The 19,679-nt window shown below is 58.3% G+C and carries 16 protein-coding genes; 4 read left to right on the top strand and 12 right to left on the bottom strand.

The genetic code is table 11. From position 1 onward, the window contains the following. Positions 1-156: 156 nt before the first annotated feature. Positions 157-1,197 carry a dienelactone hydrolase gene (locus tag AABC73_RS15675; protein ID WP_065835599.1) on the top strand — a complete coding sequence of 347 codons (1,041 nt, stop codon included), beginning with the start codon at positions 157-159 and terminating at the stop codon, positions 1,195-1,197. Positions 1,198-1,247: 50 nt separating this feature from the next. Here AABC73_RS15675 and AABC73_RS15670 read toward each other — a convergent pair whose 3' ends face one another. The 10 genes from AABC73_RS15670 to glgA form a co-directional block, all read right to left on the bottom strand. Beyond that, complete coding sequence (locus AABC73_RS15670; protein WP_341519974.1) at positions 1,248-1,910, bottom strand: glycosyltransferase; 663 nt, start codon at positions 1,908-1,910, stop codon at positions 1,248-1,250. Then, positions 1,907-2,521 carry an SAM-dependent methyltransferase gene (locus AABC73_RS15665; RefSeq protein WP_341519973.1) on the bottom strand — a complete coding sequence of 205 codons (615 nt, stop codon included), beginning with the start codon at positions 2,519-2,521 and terminating at the stop codon, positions 1,907-1,909. The genes AABC73_RS15670 and AABC73_RS15665 overlap by 4 nt, the downstream gene beginning before the upstream one ends. Further along, entirely contained in the window at positions 2,518-3,276 is a 759-nt protein-coding gene (locus AABC73_RS15660; protein WP_341519972.1) for a PIG-L family deacetylase, read from the bottom strand. Before AABC73_RS15660 ends, AABC73_RS15665 begins: the two co-directional genes overlap by 4 nt. Then, entirely contained in the window at positions 3,273-4,292 is a 1,020-nt protein-coding gene (locus AABC73_RS15655; protein WP_341519971.1) for an acyl-CoA dehydrogenase family protein, read from the bottom strand. Before AABC73_RS15655 ends, AABC73_RS15660 begins: the two co-directional genes overlap by 4 nt. Beyond that, complete coding sequence (glgX, locus tag AABC73_RS15650; RefSeq protein ID WP_065835603.1) at positions 4,289-6,493, bottom strand: glycogen debranching protein GlgX; 2,205 nt, start codon at positions 6,491-6,493, stop codon at positions 4,289-4,291. The genes AABC73_RS15655 and glgX overlap by 4 nt, the downstream gene beginning before the upstream one ends. Positions 6,494-6,646: 153 nt before the next feature. Then, positions 6,647-7,075 carry a DUF2934 domain-containing protein gene (locus tag AABC73_RS15645; protein ID WP_341519970.1) on the bottom strand — a complete coding sequence of 143 codons (429 nt, stop codon included), beginning with the start codon at positions 7,073-7,075 and terminating at the stop codon, positions 6,647-6,649. A 17-nt stretch (positions 7,076-7,092) separates the two neighbouring features. Continuing rightward, on the bottom strand, positions 7,093-9,876 hold the full coding sequence (locus tag AABC73_RS15640; protein ID WP_341519969.1) for a malto-oligosyltrehalose synthase: 2,784 nt from the start codon (positions 9,874-9,876) through the stop codon (positions 7,093-7,095). After that, on the bottom strand, positions 9,873-11,951 hold the full coding sequence (malQ, locus tag AABC73_RS15635; protein WP_341519968.1) for a 4-alpha-glucanotransferase: 2,079 nt from the start codon (positions 11,949-11,951) through the stop codon (positions 9,873-9,875). Before malQ ends, AABC73_RS15640 begins: the two co-directional genes overlap by 4 nt. Beyond that, positions 11,941-13,755: a malto-oligosyltrehalose trehalohydrolase gene (treZ, locus tag AABC73_RS15630; RefSeq protein ID WP_341519967.1), complete on the bottom strand. Its 1,815-nt coding sequence runs from the start codon at positions 13,753-13,755 to the stop codon at positions 11,941-11,943. Before treZ ends, malQ begins: the two co-directional genes overlap by 11 nt. A gap of 14 nt (positions 13,756-13,769) precedes the next feature. Beyond that, positions 13,770-15,356, bottom strand: a complete 1,587-nt coding sequence (gene glgA, locus AABC73_RS15625; RefSeq protein ID WP_341519966.1) for a glycogen synthase GlgA — start codon at positions 15,354-15,356, stop codon at positions 13,770-13,772. A gap of 595 nt (positions 15,357-15,951) precedes the next feature. On the opposite strand from glgA, the gene AABC73_RS15620 reads away from it, so the two are divergent. The 3 genes from AABC73_RS15620 to AABC73_RS15610 all read left to right on the top strand — a co-directional run bounded on the left by AABC73_RS15620 (position 15,952) and on the right by AABC73_RS15610 (position 17,103). Beyond that, positions 15,952-16,443, top strand: a complete 492-nt coding sequence (locus tag AABC73_RS15620) for a GNAT family N-acetyltransferase (RefSeq protein WP_341519965.1) — start codon at positions 15,952-15,954, stop codon at positions 16,441-16,443. Positions 16,444-16,582: 139 nt separating this feature from the next. Then, on the top strand, positions 16,583-16,771 hold the full coding sequence (locus tag AABC73_RS15615; protein ID WP_341519964.1) for a hypothetical protein: 189 nt from the start codon (positions 16,583-16,585) through the stop codon (positions 16,769-16,771). A 23-nt stretch (positions 16,772-16,794) separates the two neighbouring features. Next, the gene (locus AABC73_RS15610; protein WP_341519963.1) at positions 16,795-17,103 is read left to right on the top strand and encodes a hypothetical protein; all 309 of its coding nucleotides are present in this window, start codon (positions 16,795-16,797) and stop codon (positions 17,101-17,103) included. Positions 17,104-17,159: 56 nt separating this feature from the next. On the opposite strand, the gene AABC73_RS15605 is transcribed toward AABC73_RS15610, so the two are convergent. Both AABC73_RS15605 and AABC73_RS15600 read right to left on the bottom strand, forming a co-directional pair. After that, entirely contained in the window at positions 17,160-18,902 is a 1,743-nt protein-coding gene (locus AABC73_RS15605) for a phosphoethanolamine transferase CptA (RefSeq protein WP_341519962.1), read from the bottom strand. 353 nt (positions 18,903-19,255) lie between these two features. After that, positions 19,256-19,429, bottom strand: coding sequence for a DUF6026 family protein (locus AABC73_RS15600; protein WP_341519961.1), 174 nt, complete (start codon positions 19,427-19,429; stop codon positions 19,256-19,258). Between the last annotated feature and the right edge of the window lie 250 nt (positions 19,430-19,679).

Raw genomic sequence — 19,679 nt, 5'->3', positions numbered from 1 at the left:
GCCATAAACCGGACCGGTAGCCGCGCGGTTATTTGCGTCTTCAGGTTTATTTCCATTTAGTTGGCCCGCCTTATGCACTATTTCACCCAAAGCGACTCTTATTCGTAGATACGCCAACAGGCGTGGGTCGTTGTAGAACCAAGGTAGGGTGTTGTCATGGTGCGTCTATGTGCACTGCTGCTGATTTGTTTGTTTGACGGCTTGGTTTCGGTGCAGGTCCAGGCTGCCGAAACCTGGAGCGTCGGCTTTCATCAGATCGATTTTCCCGACCCCCTGGATTCGCAACCGATGCACGCCATCGCCTTCTATCCCTCCACCGACGAGGAGCAGGTGAGCAAAGTCCAGGGCTACACCATTGAAGCCGCCCAGGACGCGCACATTGCAATGGGCCGCTTTCCACTTCTGGTGCTCTCTCACGGTAATACCGGCACACCGCTGGCGCTGCATGATCTGGCGACGTCGCTGGCCCGTCAGGGTTTTGTCGTCGTTGCGGTGATCCATCCGGGGGACAACTATCTCGACCACAGCCGCCTCGGCAGCCTGAGCAACCTTTATGGGCGCCCCTTGCAAGTCTCGGAAGCGATCAGTGCGGCGCTGCTTGACCCCATGCTTGCGCCCTATCTAAGTGCCGATCAGGTCGGCGTCATCGGTTATTCGGCCGGCGGCGAAACAGCGTTGATTCTCGCCGGTGCTCAACCGGACCTGCAGCGTCTGCGCAAATATTGCCTGGACCGCCCCCAGGATCGTGACGCCTGCAAAACCCAGGGCGAACTGCTGGCTGATCGCGATGATCTGAGCCCGCAGGCCGACCCCCGGGTTGGCGCGCTGATGTTGATGGCGCCGCTCAGCCTGATGTTTGGCCGTACCACGCTGGGTGATGTTCATGTGCCGGTGTTGATGTACAGCGGCGACGGCGACGAATTGCTGGCCATCGACATGAACGCTGATGCCTTGGCGCGCAAGTTGCCGCAAACCCCGGATTACAAGCTATTAGCCGGGGCGGGGCACTTTGTGTTCATGGCGCCTTGCACTGACGAACAGCGCGCGACCATGCCGATTGTCTGTACCGATCGAGAAGGCGTGGATCGCGAAGACATCCATCGCAACCTGAGTGCCGAAGCCGTGCGCTTTTTCGAAGAGGTGCTGGGCATGCCTGAACTTGCGCACACCGGGATGCAGACCGCGCATCAGCAATGATCTTCAAACAGCAAACAATGATTTGATAAAGGGGGCGGCAGACTGCCGGGTCAAGCCGGGCTGCTACTCAGGGTTCGCAAGTAATCAGCAAATCCACCCTGGGCGCGAGCGTTGAGTCGAGTGCTGGTGGTCACACGCGGGCGGCAACTCCAGGCGATACGTGCGCCGCTCATTTCCAACTGGCGAATCAGCTGGACATCCTCGTGACAGGCCAGCGGCGGAAATCCTCCGGCGCGCAGGTACGCTGCCGCACTGACGCCCAGATTGGCACCGTGAACATGCCGATGATCGTCGCGATGCTGATAATGCTGTTGATAGCGGATTTGTGCATGTTCAGGAATGTCCTTGTCCCACTGGCCTGGAGTGACGGTGCCACACACCGCATCGGCATCCAGGGCCAACTGCTCCGCCAGCCAGTCCTCGGCAACGGTGCTGTCACCATCGGTGCAGGCAATCCAGCGCGCGCCGAGATCCAGTAAATACTGCGCGCCAGCCGCGCGGGTCTGGCCGACGTTACGCGCCAGCACTTCAAGGATGGCGACCGGATAACCCCGTGCAATCTCGGTCGAGGCATCGGAGCAGCTGTCGAGCACGGCGAGGACCACCACCGGTTCACCGGCAAGGGCTGGATGTTGACCGGCTTGCAGCACGGTTTCCAGACATGCGCCCAATAGTTGCTCCTCGTTATGCACCGGAATCAGTACGCCAATCATCGAAGATTCTCCGTTTGTGCGACTGACTTAGCGTCCCGGCTCCACAAATCGAGCAGGAAGTCGGGCTCCTGATGGTTGAAAATCCGGTGCATGCCCAGACGATCCTGAAGCACGGCATGCACCTGCTGGGCGTTCAGCGGGCACCCATCTATCTGCGGTCGCCAGTGGCAAGCGAGCAGTTGACCGTCCTCAGTCAGCGACTGCAACGCGCAATCAATCCAGAGCTGCAGGTCGCGCTCATCCAGGTAGTAACCCAACTCGCTGAATACGATCAGGTCGAATTGACCTTGCGGCCACTCTTGCGGCAGGCGGCCATGCATCACGCTGGCATGGCTGAAACCGGCAAGGCGTTCTCGTGCCAGCTCTACTGCTGGCAGGCAGGTGTCGCAGCAGATCAGATGTTCGCAACGGGTGGCCAGATCCGCGCTGAGTTCGCCATTGGCGCAACCGGGCTCAAAAATCCGTTGGTACTGTTGCTTGGGCAGGGCTGCGAGGGTCAAGGCGCGCTTGCGACGTTCATACCAGCGCTGCTTGAACGCCCATGGATCGTCGTTACCGTTAAACAGTGTGTCGAAATAGCTGTCAGCGACACTGGAGGATTGCCGATTCACAGGAACACCACTTCGAAGGGCCGCATCAATCGCTCCAGCACTGAAGGTGGTAGCACCGGCGGCAAGCCAATCAGTGGGTCGCCCTCCAGCTGGCTGGCGAAGGCATGTGCCGCATGACGCTTGCGCGCTGTCGTCATCGGGTCAAGGAGGATCTTGCGCGCCCGATCCCAAGGCAGACGTTCATCTTCGGGATCGGCCCAATGCCAGGCCCAGATCGGCACTTCATGAAATTGCGCGCCCACTGCGGCGGCGGCCCGAGCACTGGCACGCCCAACGGCTTCATGATCGGTATGCCCGTCCATGGCCCATGTCGCAAATACCACGTCGGTAGGGCGCAGGTAGCGTTCAAGAAATGCAACCAGCTCGTCTTCCTGCTCAGCGACTGCACTATCGCCGAATCCGCCACGAATCCATTGCAGGCTGTGCAAAGGTATATCCAGGCGACGCAACGCTTCGGCACTTTCCTGCGGGCGAATAACGCTCAGGCGCTCTGTTGTCCACGCTTGCGAGCCGGGATGGCTGCCACTGCCGTCGGTGATGGAGATCAGCTTCAACTGGCGATCCAGTTGGGCCAGCTGGCGCATCAGGCCACCGCAGCCGAGGATTTCGTCATCCGGATGCGGCGCAATGATGACGGCGCGGGAATTGACCGGCACCAGTACATCCACAGTGATCACCGGTAGCTGCGCCAGCTTTTGCGAATTATTCCAGGCTTGCAGCGAGGTGCCGCTGCCGACGATTGGATTTTCTTTCATAGCAGCCACGTCCTTGATGGCGGGACCGAGCCCGGGCGGGCGGTCAATTGACCCAGTGCCGCCAGGTCCCGTTCTGCGTGACTCTGGCGAAGAAATACCGGCAGATCAGCAATCAACCGGGCGAAATGCGCGTCCTTGCAATAGGGGCCAGCCCCCATCGCGCGACCCACATGGAACATAATCTGTTCAGCGCTGTGCTCGATGACCGCACGACAGCGTCGAGCCAATAGCTCGGCATCGTCGTGCGGATTTGAATCGAGGCTGACAGCTGCTGTTTGTAGCACCGTTGACGCGCTGTGCAGTGCAACATCCACCGCACCCAGATGCGCCATTGCATGGGGTTCATCCTGTTTGATTGCCTGTTGCAACAAACGCTGGGCAATCGCACGGGATGCGCCGTACCAGCAGGCGGCAATACCGATGCCGCCTTGCCAGAATCCGGGCCGGGCCAAATAGGCACCGGGCTCCCCAACCGCCATCGCCTGAGCATGCTCGAACAGCACTTCCACGCTGCCGGTAGCGCCCATCCCAATGGCGCGCCAACCCTCATTGCTGACGGTGACGCCCGTCTGATCGAGCTTGACCGCCACCAGTTGCTGGCGATCCTGCTCGTCCCAGCTCGTGATCAGTGCATGACTCAATACCGCTGCACCGGAACACCAGGCCTTGCGGCCGGTAAGCACCAACTGACCGGCGTCATGACGAACATTGACCCGGGCCTGAGGTGGCTCGGCCGCCCACATGCCCCAGGTGCTGCCCGTTTCGGGCAGGGGAGCCTGAAGCTCATGCATGATTGCCAGAGCATCCGTATGACCTTCGAACAGTTTGCACAACCCAAGGTCGTGCCCGGCAACACAGGCCAATGCCTGCCAGCGTTCAAGTGTCTGACCGCCAGCGGGAAGTGGCAGCTGATCCAGCCGTTCATTCACCAGCGCCTGCAAGCACTCGCCCAGCGCACGGGTATCGGCATAGCCGTGCCTGCGCCAATCGAGAAACTCGCTCAGCGCCTGGCTCATGGCTGCTCGTCGCGCTGCAATTCGAACAGCAGCAGGGAGCGCGCCGTTACCGTGTATTCAGCACCAAAGACAAACTCTTCCTTCAGGCGAGCATCTGGCTGATTGGTGTCGAGCAGGCAAGTCCAGTGAGCGCCTTCCGGTACCTGCGGCAGGGTGAAGTTGACCCCGTCGTGGTGGGAGTTGACCACCAGCAGCAGCGTTGCGTCGGCGCCGGGACGACGAATACCGGTTTCCTGCGCGCGGCCATCCATCAACATGCCCAGGCAACGCGCATTGGCGTCTTCCCATTGATCGATACCCATTTCGCTGCCGTCCGGAGACAGCCAGGTCACATCCTTGACGCCGATTTCTTCGTTGTAATCGCCTACCAGGAAGCGGCTACGACGCAGGATCGGATAAGTCTGGCGCAGCTTGATCAGGCGTTTGACGAACTTGAGCAACGCTTTGCCGTCTTCGTCCAGATCCCAATTGACCCAGCCAATTTCACTGTCCTGACAGTAGGCGTTGTTGTTGCCATGCTGGGTACGGGCGAACTCGTCACCGGCAACCACCATCGGCGTGCCTTGAGCCAGCAGCAGCGTGGCGAAGAAGTTACGCATCTGACGCAGGCGCAGTGCGTTGATTTCCGGATCGTCAGTCGGGCCTTCAACACCGTGGTTCCAGGACAGGTTGTTGTTGCTGCCGTCCTGGTTATTCTCGTCGTTGGCTTCGTTGTGCTTGTCGTTGTACGACACCAGGTCGTGCAGCGTGAAACCATCGTGAGCCGTGATAAAGTTCACCGAAGCCTGAGGGCGACGGCCGCGCTGATTGAACATGTTGCCCGACGCGGTCATACGGCCGGCGAAGTCAGCCAGCTGGGCTTCGTCGCCTTTCCAGAACGCGCGCACGGTGTCGCGGAATTTGTCGTTCCACTCCATCCAGCCCGGTGGGAAACCGCCCACCTGATAACCGCCTGGACCGCAATCCCACGGCTCGGCGATCAGTTTCACCTGACGCAACACAGGGTCCTGACGGCAGGCGACGAGGAAGCTGTGGCGTTCGTCGAAACCGTCGTGGTAACGGCCGAGGATGGTCGCCAGGTCGAAGCGGAAGCCGTCGACGTGCATTTCCGTCGCCCAGTAGCGCAATGAATCGGTAACCATCTGCAGCACACACGGGTGGCTCAGATCGAGCGTGTTGCCGGTGCCGGAATCGTTGATGTAGAAGCGTTTGTCATCGGGCATCAAGCGATAGTACGAAGCGTTGTCGATCCCGCGCATGGACAGGGTCGGGCCAAGCTCATTGCCTTCAGCGGTGTGGTTGTAGACCACATCAAGAATCACTTCCAGACCGGCATGGTGCATGTGCGCGATCATTTCCTTGAACTCGGCTATCTTGCCGTGGGCAAGATAGCGCGGGTCCGGAGCAAAGAAGGCAATGCTGTTGTAGCCCCAATAGTTGGTCATGCCTTTGTGCAGCAGATGCTGGTCATTGACGAAGGCATGAATCGGCAGCAACTCGACAGAGGTTACGCCCAGCTTGCGAATGTGTTCGATCACCGGCTCGACCATCAGGCCGGAGAAAGTGCCCTTGAGCTCATCCGGTACTTCAGGATGGCGCATGGTGAAGCCGCGAACGTGGGTTTCATAGAGGATGGTTTTATCCCACGGAACGCTGACGCGCTGATCACGACCCCAGGTGTAGGCCGGGTCAATGACCTTGCTTTTGGGTACGAACGGCGCGCTGTCGCGCTCGTCGAAACTCAGGTCGCCGTCTTCATGGCCAATGGTGTAGCCAAACAGGGCTTCCGACCATTTCAGCTCGCCGACCAATTGCTTGGCGTACGGGTCGATCAGCAATTTGTTGTGGTTGAAGCGGTGACCGTTCTGCGGGTCATAAGGCCCGTAGACCCGATAGCCGTAGATCAGCCCAGGGTGCGCGTCGGGCAGATAGCCGTGGTAGATCTCGTCGGTGTATTCCGGCAGCTCGATGCGCTCGAGCTCAACTTCACCGGTGGAGTCGAACAGGCACAGTTCGACCTTGGTTGCGTTGGCGGAGAACAACGCGAAGTTGACTCCCAGACCATCCCAACTCGCGCCCAGTGGGAAGGGCAGACCTTCCTTGATACGCGAGGAATTGATTTCCGGAATCGCGCTCTTCTCCTTGGTGGGCTCGCCCTTCGGGGCCTCTTTTTTTGCGGTTTTAGACTGCTGCGTGCTCATGGCTTATCCTGGAATTGTAGATTTACAAGGCGGCCGTGACCGCTATCGAAGCCTGTGGCTTCAATAAAAAACTTAGAAAATGGGGTTGCCGCAGGTGAGGACCGTGACCGATCCATCCCCTGCGGTCTTCAACTAAAGCTGCACCCCGAGACTTCAGGGAGCCGAAGGCTTGCGCGGCTTTTTAACAGCGGGTTTCGCAGGCTGCTCTGCCTGGGTCGCGGGTGTGGACTGTTTGGCCTTGGCTGCTGGCGCTGCGGCCGGCTTTGCTGCGGGTTTCGCTGCGGGCACAGGCTTGGCAGCCGGGGCTGCGGTGGCCTTGCTTGCAGGCTTGGCAGCGGGTTTGGCTGCAGCTTTGGCAACCGGCTTGGCGGCAGGTGCGGTCTTGCCGTCAGATGTCTTGTCGACCTTAGGCGCCTTGGGCTTTGCCGCTTTGCCAGCCGAGGACTTTTCTGGGGCCTTCGCCTCGGCTTCGGCCAGTTTGCGGGCCATTTTCCAGTGGCGCTCATCCTGGCCTTCAGGTTGGCCTTCTGATTCCCAAATCTGATATGCAAACTCGCGAATTCGTTTTTCGTCGGCACTCATCTCGACACTCCCAGGTATTACGTAGTTTTAATAAACAGATTCACAGAAAATTCCTGGAGCGCTGCGCTGAGCAACATCTCCCTAGCATTTGTGACTACAGCCTCCGAAAAAAGTCCCTTCCAACTTGCATCAGAATCCGTGAACGGTAAAAGGACCCGCGTATCCCCCCAATTACTGGCATTGATGAATGGAGCCTGGGCAGTGCCCAATAGTTCACTAAACAACCTTGGCACGACGACAACCGCGTGTAAGCCGTCCAGTATCCGGGCGAAAGCCATGACCTTATCAGCGTGAACGCCAGTCACTTGCAGCGGGATGTACTGGCCGCGGCTGAACAAGCCCGGATGCTCCGCGCGCAGGTTCAGCACTTTGGCAATTACCGCCTGCTTGACCCGCCCGTCCTGCCAGTTGCCGAGCAACTCGGTAACGCTGGCAAGCTCGCTCAACGATTGCGCTCTTGCATGATAGTAAACCGGGCGCCGGTTATCCGGGTCCACCAGGCTGAAATCCCAATACTCGGTGCCTTGGTAAAGATCCGGTACACCGGGCACGGTATTGCGAAGCAAAGTCTGCGCCAGGCTGTTGAGCGCTCCTGCCGCGGCGATTCGGTTGGCAGTTGCGCCTAACGACTGGCGCAATGCAACACCTTCAGGGGTAAGCAGAATGTTATGCAGGAACTCCCGGCATGCGCGCTCATACGGCTCGTTATTGGCGCTCCAGCTACTTTGCAGTTTAGCCTCGCGCAGGGCTTTTTCCTGCCATTGCGTCAGTCGGTCCGCATAGGTTTTGTAGTCTTCTTCGCTTTCCAGACCGAAAGGCCAGCTCCCCAACAGGGCTTGATACAGCATCAGCTCATCGCCAGCGCTGATCGCGACGTCTTCACCCTTGAGCGGCAGGGCCAGTTGGCGCCAGCGTTCGACCTGTTCGGCGTACCAGCCTGAGCACTCGCTCAAGACCGCCAGCCGGGTCCGGGTATCTTCGCCACGCTTGTGGTCGTGCGTGGCGGTGGCCAGCAGATTGTCAGGGAACGACTCCAGACGCTTGAGGCACGCCGCATGGAAGTCTTCAACGGGCGCGCTGAAGTGTTGCGGGTGGAAACCCACGTCGTTACGCGACAGCAATACCGCGCTGCGATAGAACGATGTGTCTTCCACTGACTTGGCCGCCACCGGGGAGGTCAGTTGCTGGAAGCGCACGCACGCATTGCGATACAACTTGCGCTGCCGGCCGCGTGGCAGCTCGCGCCAGGATTCGCCACCCAACCAGCGTTGCAGATAATCCAGCACCTGCCAGTCGGCTTCGCTCAGCGTATTGCGCGCGCCTTGCATGGCTTGCTGAAAGAAGCGGTCATCTTCTGCGGAGCGGCCGCACACGCTTATATAGGTTCGGTAGATCGGGAAGTTGACCACCAGCGCCAATAACGCCCGGCGAATCGCCCCCAACGTCAGGTCACGGCTCATCAGATCGCTGCGTGCCACTTGCAGCAGTGATTGGGCTACGTTTTCGAAATCCCCGGCCAGGGTGCCGTGCAATACCAGGTCGCGAGCTTCCAGCACTTCCTGATTGAAGTCAGCCGTGCGTTCACTCAAGCGACTCCACAGCTCCGCAAGCGGCGCCTGCCCCTTGGGATCATGTTGCAGCAGCGACACCTGATTCATGAACTCGTAGCCGGTGGTACCGTCCACGCCCCAGTCTTCGCGAAGCTGTTCGTCAGGACCGAGGATTTTCTCGACAAAGATCGGCAAGTGCGCCAATTCGGTGCCAGGTGGTCGTTGCGAGAGCAGGCTTTCTACGCGGCGGCGCAATTTGCGTCCGTAGCCACGCGGATCGGCAAGCCCGTCGATATGATCGATGCGCAAGCCGTCAACCAGGCCTCTGGCGATCAGCTCGAAGATCTTGCCGTGAGTTGCCTCGAACACATTGGGCCGCTCGACGCGCAAACCGCCCAGTTCGTTGATGTCGAAGAATCGCCGCCAGTTAATGTCGTCACCCGCCGTTCGCCAGCTGGCCAGACGATAGTGCTGACGTTCAAGCAGTTGATGCAGACGCTCAAAACCCTCGGGTTTGCTGGAGTCGAAACGTGCCAGACCTTGCTCAATGGCTGCTGCGACCGCGCCGTCACGGGCCAGCTCGGCGAGTTCGGCGCGGGCCTGACGAGCACGTTCATAAGCTTGCGGATACTGCTCCAACGCAGCAAAACGCTTGCTCAGCTCGATCAGTTGCGGGTTTTCTGCCGATTCCAGCAACGGACCGTAGGTGGCTGGATTGATCGGAAAGTGATGCTGATAGTGCTCGATGTAAAAAGCGCCATGCTCAGCGTCGAAGCGCAATGGGATCTCACCGGCCTGCAGCACAGTGCCGTAATCGCTGCTCAGGAATGGCAACAGCAGTTGGCCCTCAAGCAAGGGGTCCGGGGAATTCCACTGGATGTCGAAAAAGTCGGCGTACGGGCTGCGGCGGCCCCATTCGAGCAGATCGAGCCACCATGGATTGTCCGCACCGCCAACCGCCATGTGGTTGGAAACGATATCCAGAATCAAGCCCATGCCATGTTCGCGCATTGCGCCGACCAAGCGGAGCAGGGCGGGCTCGCCACCCAGCTCCGGGTTGATCACGCGTGGATCGACGACGTCGTAACCGTGCATCGATCCTGCACGGGCTTTGAGCAGCGGCGAAGCGTAGATATGGCTGATGCCCATGCTGGCAAAGTAAGGTATCAACGGCACCGCATCGTCGAGGGTGAAGTCTTTATGAAACTGCAGACGCTGGGTAGCACGCAGCGGATTGATAGGGCGGCTCATTGGTCACGCTCCGCAGCTTGCAGACGTGCCTGAGAAAGCAGCTCGATGCGTCGCGCCACGTGTCGATCATCCAGCAAGGTGCTGCACTCACCCGGCAGTCGGCGTCGCCAGTTCGGGTGGCTGTCAATGGTGCCCGGCAGGTTGAATTGCTCGGACAGGCCCATCGCATCCTCCATCGGCAACAATACCAACGGCGCGCGGGTATGGCCCAGATAACGAACCGATGCATCGATGATCTGATCGACTTCCAGATTGTCGTCGCAGAAATTATCGGAATTCTGCGCCAGCGCGGTACACAGGCCAGCACGCTCCTTCTGTCGATCCAGGCGCCATTGCCCGGCTTGCTGGTCGTCCACCAGATCGAGTTTGCGGTTCCAGTCGATGTCTTTCTCGGCCAGCCAGCCCGCGAGTGTCGGCAAATCATGGGTGCTGGTCATCGCGAGGGCTTCGTCCGACCAATCCAGCACCGGTTTGAAATGCGCGTTGTGCTGTTCGAACAACAATACCCGCATGCCTAGAATCGCCCGGGCCGACAGTTTTTCATGCAGGCCTTCAGGCACGGTGCCCAGGTCTTCACCCAACACCACGGCTTTATGCCGCCATGATTCGAGACTCAACAGGCGCAGCATGTCGTCCACTGGATAATTCAGGTAAGCGCCTTCACTGGCCAGAGCCCCCAGTGGTACCACCCAAAGCCGTTGCAGGCCCATGATGTGATCGATACGCAGGCCGCCAGCATGAGCGAAGTTAGCCCGCAGCATTTCGATAAACGCACGAAACCCATTGCGCTTGAGGCCAACCGGGGAAAAAGCCGAGATACCCCAACTTTGTCCGGAGCGGTTGAGGATGTCCGGTGGCGCGCCGACGGTCAGCTCGGACAGCAGCTCATCCTGGCGGCTCCAGGCCTGGCTGCCAGCACCGTCCGCGCCCACCGCCAGATCAGCAACCAGGCCAACCCGCATGCCGCTGCTGCGCGCTGCGATCTGTGCGCGCTCAAGACCACGAGCCATCAGCCACTGCGCGAAGGCGTGAAAACTGATTTGCGCGCCATGTTCAGCAGCGAAGCTCGCAATGGTTTCGCTGCGCGGATTCTTGAATGCTTCCGGCCATTCATGCCAGTTCTGACTGATACCCAAGCGATCGCTTTCGTCACGCAGGGTTTCAAAACGACAGTGATTCTCCAGCGCCTCACCACCACTGTGGCGGAAGCTGTTGAAGTCCTCATGCAATGGGTGGTCACAACCGCTGAACGCTTCGTAAAGTTTATGCAGCACTTTCCATTTGGCCGTGGCCGCAGCGGGCCAATCGATCAGTTCAAGCTGTTCGAGACGCTTGAGTTCGTCGCCCAGCCCGGTTTCATCGATAGCCAGACGCAAGGCGCGCTCACCGAGAATAATGCCGGGCGAACAATACAGGCTGTTCAGAAACAGCCGGCTTGAAGGCGAATAGGGGCTGTAACGATGGGGATCGTTGGCGAACATGGCATGCACCGGGCTGATCGCCAGAGCATCAGCGCCTCGCTCACCCGCCTTGCGGGCCAGCGCTTCCAGCGCTTGCGTGTCACCGAACCCGCCATCGCCTTCGCGGCGCAAGGCGTACAGCTGAACCGTCAGGCCCCAGGTTCGGGCGACCTCGGTGTCGGTAGCCATGGCCATGCTGAAACAGGTTTGCGGTGCTACGGCAATGGTCAGATGTTGCCCGGCGATGCTCAGCTGCTGGTAGCCAACGGGCGCCAACGCTGGCAGTTGCCCGGTCGCGGTCAGGTTGGCGTCGATGGTTGCGCCATCCTCCAGCAACAGGACAAACGCAGTGCCCGGTTCAAACCAGGCACTCAAATCCAGGTTGCTGCCGTGGTCAACGGTCAACAGTGGTGGTGGCGTCGGTTGATGATTCGCAGCTCGCAGTCGTTGCAGGCTGGCGTCGATTTCATCGTGGCTGCCAGCGGGATAACCCAGGCCGTCCAGCACTTTGCACAGAACTTGCGGGCTGACTCGCTGTGGTCGGCCGTTTGCATCGATCCAGTCCACCGACAAGCCTGCTTCGGTTGCCAGTACCTCTAGTTGCTCATTGCTCATCCTGTCTCTCCAGAACATCGATTGCTATCAGGCTGACAATGGCCGTGTAAGGATTGAGGGTGCCTCGCCGGGAAAGTTCTGCCGCATGTGGCAGTGTTTCAAAAAGAACGCTGGACGGGTGCCATTCAGGCGCGGTCACAGCATGCTCGGACAAATTCAGGTCGATACGCAGTTGGGCGCCGTCGCCCATACGCCAGCGCGCCGAGACGGCGCCTTCGCTCAATACGTCGCAACCAAGCGCCTGTGCACCTTGCAGACGCGGCATGATTTCGCGATGACGGATTTCCAGCAGCTGGCGATAAAGCTCCAGCCAGCTGTGATGATCGGCACCCATGTCGGTTTCCAGGTACACCGCGTCGAAAGCCGGTTTGCAGGCCTCGAAGGTTGCCGCTTCATTGGGGTCAGGAATGTGTTCGCGCTTTTCTTCATCGGCGAATGCAGCAAAGTCGGCAAACTCGCCACGACGCCCTTCGCGTACCGCATCGGCCAGTTCGCCGTGGTGGTCGGTGAAAAACAGGAACGGCTCGCTCGCCGCCCATTCATCACCCATGAACATCAGCGGAATCATTGGCGACAGCAGCAACAACGCTGTCGCTGCTTTCAGGGCCGGGCCATGGCTGATCTGCGAGAGCCGTTCACCAAAGGCACGATTGCCAATCTGGTCATGGTTCTGCAAAAACAGCACGAAAGCACTCGGCGGCAAATGACCGCTCGATTCGCCGCGAGCATGCCCGTGGCGTGTACTTTCGCCCTGATAGACAAAACCCTGGCTGAGCAGACGAGCAAGCTTTTCCGTGGCTTCGTGAGCGAAATCCGAATAATAAGCGTCGGTTTCGCCGGTCAACAGGACGTGCAGCGTGTTGTGCCCATCGTCGTTCCATTGCGCATCGAAGCCCTGCTCAAGAAGGCTGGCCTGATTGAACTCGTTCTCCAGGTTCAGCCAGACATGGCGCGGCTTAGGGATTCGCTGGTGGACTGTGGCGGCGAACTCTGTAAGAAAGCTCGAGTCGTTGATGGCGTGAACGGCGTCCATGCGCAAACCGTCGAAACGATACTCCTGCAGCCACATCAGCGCATTATCAATAAAGTAATCACGCACCTCTCTACGGCGGAAGTCGATGGAGTTGCCCCACGGGGTATGCACATCTTCGCGGAAGAAGCCTTTCGCATAGACGCCCAGATAATTGCCATCCGGCCCGAAGTGGTTGTAGACCACATCGAGAATGACCATCAATCCGAAACCGTGAGCGGCATCGATCAGATGCTTGAGCTCCTCGGGCGTGCCATAGGAAGACTGCGGCGCATAAGGCAGCACGCCGTCGTAGCCCCAGTTGCGGGTGCCGGGAAACTGCGCAATCGGCATCAGCTCGATAGCGGTCACACCTAATCCGGCCAGGCGCTCCAGATGTGTCTCGACGCCAGCATAGCCGCCCAGAACACCGACATGCACTTCGTAGATAACGGCTTCATGCCACGGCCGGCCCCGCCATTGGCTGTTCTGCCATTCGTAGGACAGGGGATCAACCACAATGCTCGGGGAATGGACATCGGAGGCTTGGGCGCGGGAGGCGGGGTCGGGGACTTCCATGTCCCCATCGATTTTGTAGCGGTACTGAGTGCCCGCCGGGCAGCGGGCCTCGATTACAAACCATCCTTCATCTTGCGCAAGCATGGCCAGAGACTGGCCATCTTGCAGTTCAACACTTACTTGGTCCACATCCGGCGCCCAGAGGGCAAACCGGGTGTTTTCAGAGTCCTGCAACACGGCGCCGTGGCGCCAGTTTTTTTCTGTACGCAGAGGCATCCAGCTACCCCTTGTTAATAATGAAGAGAAACACCCACGTTCTTTTTCAACAGGTCCTGATAAAGCTCTGCGTATGGCTCTACCGCTTGGTGCCAGTTGAAAGGGGCGGCCATCGCTCTGCAGCGCATGGCATTGAGCAACGCCGGATTGGCGAATACCTTGAAAGCTCGACTCAGGGCTTCGGTGTAACTCTCGACAGTCGATTCATCGAACAGAAAGCCGGTAACGCCATCTTCAATCGTGTCCGCCAGTCCGCCGGTGTTGCGCGCAATCGGCAGCGAGCCAAAGCGCTGGGCGTACATCTGACTCAAGCCGCAAGGTTCGTAACGCGAAGGCATGAGCAGGAAGTCACTGCCAGCAAACATGCGCCGGGCATCGGTTTCATTGAAACCTATCCGCACCCCGATCTGACCAGGGAAGCGCAGAGCCAGCTCGCGCATGGCGTCTTCTTCCTCAGGCTCGCCCCGACCAATGATCGCGATTTGTCCGCCTTGCTCGACAATGTGCTCGGCAACACCGATGGTCAGGTCCAGACCTTTTTGGTAAACCAGGCGTGAAACCACGGCAAACAGCGGACCGGTCGACGGTTCCAGCTCGAACAATTCCCGAACGTGATCGGCGTTGATTTCCTTGCGCTTCCACTCATTGGCCGTGAAGTGGCAAATCAGGTGTTCATCGGTCGCCGCATCCCAGCTGGCATCGATGCCGTTGGGAATACCGCTGAGCTGACCGCGATTGGCTTTGCTCTGCAGGAAACCCTCCAGCCCGCAACCGAACTCGGGCGTGGTGATTTCCTTGGCGTAGGTGGCGCTGACCGTCGTGATATGGCTGGCGTAAGCCATCCCCGCCTTGATGAACGACAGCTTGCCGTAAAACTCCATGCCGTCAGCGCCAAGCGCTTCGTCGGGAATTCCCAACTCACGGCTTGAACCCGTGCTGACGGTTCCTTGATAGGCAAGGTTATGGATGGTGAAAATGCTAGGTGTGGTCTGCCCGCGCCAGCGCATGTACGCCGGTGCAAGTCCAGCGGGCCAGTCATGGGCGTGGACCAGCTCCGGACACCACTGGGTCTTCACAGCACCTGCGGCAAATTCGGCAGCGGCCAGGCCCAGGCGTGCGAAACGAATATGGTTATCCGACCAGTCACGTCCATTGTTGTCGGCGTACGGGGTGCCTTCGCGCTCGTAGAGCTCAGGGCAGATCAAGACGTAAATGACCAGTCCGTCCTTCATATCCATACGGCCGATCTTGCAAGGGGGAAGGGCAGCGTAGCCCCCTAACTGACTGATGACATGAATCGGATTGCCGCTATTGAGGACCTGTGGATAGCCGGGTATCAGCACACGGACGTCGTGCAGGTGACGCATGGCTCGCGGCAGAGCAGCAGACACATCGCCCAAACCCCCGGTTTTAACCAGGTCAGCCAATTCCGACGTCACAAACAGGACTTTACGTCTGTTGACGGGAGCAATCATTGGCTGTGAGGTAGGCAGTTGCAGCAGTGGAACGCTCGTCGTAGCGAAAACTGGCAGGTGAGTCAGCTCGCTGGCCGGCTGATTAAAACTCTCTCCCTTCTGGGTTTTGACAGCGGCGCTTATCATCGTTTTCTCCCATTTAATACAGTGTTAGTACTGCACTTGAGTTTTTATTGGCCATGTCCTATGGCCGGGCATAAAAGCACTACGCAAGATCAGTACCCATTTACCGTTTGCGTTAAGACTGGACAGAGCAACAGCGCCTGTTTTGGGCACACTGCCAACAGCATAGGCGCTCTATTAAGCTGACCCATGGGTATTCGAGAAGTTTCGACTTTTTTTGTCGGAAATGTCTGGAATGCGGCTTGGCACGGACTTTCGACCGAGCTGGATAGGGGCCTGAGAAGCGCTGAAGTAACCTTATGCTCTTTTTTAGAGCGGCCTTTGGCGCAAAAATCCAACGACTACCAGTCGTCGGATTGTTCGACAATAGAGCCACTATAGGCGCCTTGCGGCAAGCTGTATTGCCTTTGTGAGCATTTAAGGAACGTCGCAGGGGCTGGATGCTTTTTCCTGGTGCGCGAGTCGCCAGCTGCCAGGGCACCCGTGTAAAGAAGTGCGAGCCGGTGGAAACATTTTGGCGCGCAGCGAGATAGAATCAGCGGCCCAGGGCTGAATCCTCCGGAAGAGGCCCATCTAAAGCAGTCAGATGAGGAAGGAAATGGAATCCCCAGAGGTGTTGGTACTGCAAGCGAGTTACACCAATCCGGTTCACGCTGAAGCCATCGGCTTTCTGCTGAATCAATACGCGCAGGATGTCATGGGCGGCGGTGAATCCCTGTCCCTCGATACGCAACAGCAACTGGCTGTAGAGCTGGCCAAGCGTCCCCAGGCTTTCAGCGTCCTGGCGTTCGTTGCAGGTCAGCCGGTCGGACTGGTCAATTGTTTCGAGGGCTTCTCTACCTTCCAGTGTCGCCCACTCGTGAACATCCACGACGTCGTGGTGATTGGCGGGCAGCGCGGCCTGGGAATCAGCCAGAAGATGCTGAGCAAGGTAGAAGAGATCGCTCGCCAGCGCGGCTGTTGCAAGCTGACTCTGGAAGTGCTCGAAGGCAACACAGTCGCCCAGGGCGCATACCTGAAACAAGGCTTTGCCGGCTATGAACTTGATCCTGCCATGGGCAAGGCGATGTTCTGGCAGAAAACGCTATAAGCACGACGCGGTAAGGGCCAGGACGCCCGTAGGATTGTTCTGAATTGTTCGTCCTCACATTGCAAGCGGCGTCGGACGCGAGCACTATTTTTCCAGCGCGCTCAGTCAGGGCGGCGCCAGAATCGATAGGGAGACGGAGATGGCAGGAAGCAAAGCCAAACGTGTGGAGCGCGACCTGATGAGTCGTGCAATGGATGTCACCGTAATCGCGACGACGATAGGGGGTGCCTCCGTCGCTAACATGTTGATACCCGGCCTGGGCAGTGCAGTGATCGGTGCAGTTCTGGGGGCCGTGTTCGGTTTTTATGCAACTCGATTTGCGGATTGAAATGAGCGCCAGGGAAGGCCGATATGATTTGGGATCAAACCAGCTGCTCCGTGGTGAGCAGCCTGTTGTTTATAGCTATATATCTGGCGTTGTCTGTTCATCACCGCCAAACCCCGGAACTCTCCCATGCTGTGATCATCGCCATGTCCTGCTCGGGCGTGGTGGCAGCCGTTGTGCTGGGTAATCTGACCTATTTTTCCGCGCCTGAGGCTCTCGGGGTCCTTGGCAGTAGCAAGCCCAGCATCTTCATTGGCACGCTGGCGATGATCTGGGTGTCGATTACTTCGGTTACGTCCAGCGTCCTGCATCCGCGAAAGATCGTCAGCCAATAACCGCAAAAGGCCTGTCATTGCTGACAGGCCTTCTGTTTTTGCCAGTTCTGATCGGGTTACTTCTGGACAACTTCCGGTGTGGGCGGTACCGGTTTATCGCCCTGCAGAAGTGCGAAGTCGGTCAGGCCTTTATCGTGGTAGGGATCGCCAATCATGCGCGGACGTTCCTTGAAGTCGAAACTGACCAGACTCTTGCTCGTGTCCAGCTCATCAAACGTCAAGCCGGCCAGCTGTGCCCAGGTATGGATCAGCTGTGAGCTGGTGTAAGGCCTGTTCTTGATGCTGGTGAAATCCCAGTTGTGGGTTTGTTGCCACTTCGGTGAGGCGTAGACCATAAAAGGAACGGTGTACATCGGCATCGTTGGCTTGGCTTCGTTACGGCCCAGGACGTTATGGCCGGGTGAATCGTAGACGTCTTCGCCGTGATCCGAGAGATACATCAGAAAGCCGTTTGGATCGGTCTTGGCGTATTCCTTGATCAGGCTCGACACCACGAAATCGTTGTACAGCACGGCGTTGTCGTAGCTGTTATACAGCTCCAGCTGGCTGTCGCTGATCGCGTCGGGCACGCCCTTGCGGTCGGTAAACTTCTCGAAAGTCGGCGGGTAGCGATACTGATAGCTCATGTGCGTGCCCAGCAGATGCACCACGATGAGCTTGCGCGGCGCAGGGTCGGTCAAGGCCTTGCCGAACGGCTCGATGACGTCACCGTCGTATTGGCGAGCGTTCTGATTGCGGTTGTTGTTGAGGTACACCTGTTCATCGGCCTGCTCGGAGAACGTCGTGAGCATGGTGTTGCGCTTGGTCATGGTTTGCTGATTGGTGATCCAGAACGTCTTGTAACCGGCCTGTTTCATGACGCTGACCAGCGACGGCGTCTTCAGGTACAGATCGGGATTTTCTTCGTCAGCAAAGGTCAGGACCTGCTGTAGCGCTTCAATGGTGTACGGGCGTGGCGTAATGACGTTGTTGAAGACTTGCAGCTCATTCTTGAGCTGATCCAGGTTCGGCGTGGTCTGGCGCGGATAGCCATACAGGCTCATGCGTTGACGATTGGTTGATTCGCCGATGACCAGGACCATTGTCGCGGGTAGGTCAGCCTGCTGATCCTTGAGGTTGCCCAGCGGCGCAATGTTGCTACTGCTCTTGAGCATGCCTTGCATACTGTCCAGTTGCTGAGTGTAGCGGTGGTAAGCCACGAGCATCTGCCAAGGTACCGCAGGTTCGATTCGGGTTTCGAAAGCTTCGATCCCGGATGCTACGTCATCGTGGCGAGCCAGCTGTTTGGCCAGAGGGTAGCCAATAATTGCCACCAGCAAAGCTACAGCTACCGCCCATGCACGACCTCGGGGCATGTACACCGGGCGCAGGCGAGTCCACAGGAAAATTGCAAAAGCCGTGTGAGCGATGAATCCGAGAACGATCCACCAGGCGAAGTACTGAGTCATGTACTCGCCCGCTTCCGACACGTTCGACTCGAACATGATGAAGATGACGCTCTGGGAGAACTCCTGTTGATAAATGAAGAAGTATCCCAGGCTGGCCATCGAGCAAGCCCACAGCACAACACCTATGACTGCCGCCATGATCCGCGTTTTGGCCGGGAACATCAGCATTGGGGCGAGCCAGATGCCGCTCATCACGAACGCCTGACGAAATCCGGAAAAACCGGAGGTGTCGGTCAGCTGTATCAGTAATTGAGTAATGCCAGAGAAATACCAGAAGAAAACGAACAGCCAGGCGAGGCCAGCCCAGTCAAAACCTTTCGGAGTCGTATCGCTCCGTTTAACCATTGTCATCAAGCGCTCCAACTCATCATTCAATTGAGCAGTCCGGGGGAATAAAGGTCCTGGCCGCTCGGCATGTCCCTGGTACGGCGAGGCACAGAACCAGGGCATTCACAAGGGGCGCAAGTATTGCGGCGTGGGTGTGAAAAAAATGTCGGTGGTTGGGCGGGCAGGGGTGACAGTGAGAGCACGGAGGTTACAGAATGTGTCCGTGAACAATAGGGCACTCGAAGATGCACACGGTGCATGACCGAGGCAGATCTGGAGAGTTACGCGAAAGGGGGAAAGCCATAGGCGGGCAAGCCGGCGAATCGGGCTTGCCGCAATGATCGATAATGCAGAAGCGTTACAAGCTGCGGCAGGGATCAGGCGTGCAGTGCAGTGACTGACTGCCTTGGTTGGGACTGTTGCAGCATGAGGCTAAGATGAGCGACCTTTTTCTGCAATTGCTCGCGCTCTTCTTTAAGCTTGCGCAGTTCGTCACGGCGGACAGTGACATAGAGGGTTTGTGGTGCAAGTGCTGGTAGTAGTGTGCTCATTGCTCACCTCGCGAATGGCGGGATTCAACCTGAAAGGCCTGTTGCAATGACTATCGAACGCCGAATCGCCGCTGCATACCTCTCTATCGGCACCGATTCTGATTTCTTTTGCGCAAGAATGGAACTTTTTTATTTTCAATGGTCGCGAACGTTTCCCAATCGCGACAGAATGGCTTTATCCGACAGTCTGAATGCACGCTTTCACTGTCGACGGGAACCGATGTCCGACCTTTCAGGACTAACCCCTCAT

The organism is Pseudomonas sp. G.S.17, from assembly GCF_038096165.1.
Taxonomy (GTDB): domain Bacteria; phylum Pseudomonadota; class Gammaproteobacteria; order Pseudomonadales; family Pseudomonadaceae; genus Aquipseudomonas.
This window is presented reverse-complemented; position numbering and strand designations above follow the sequence as displayed.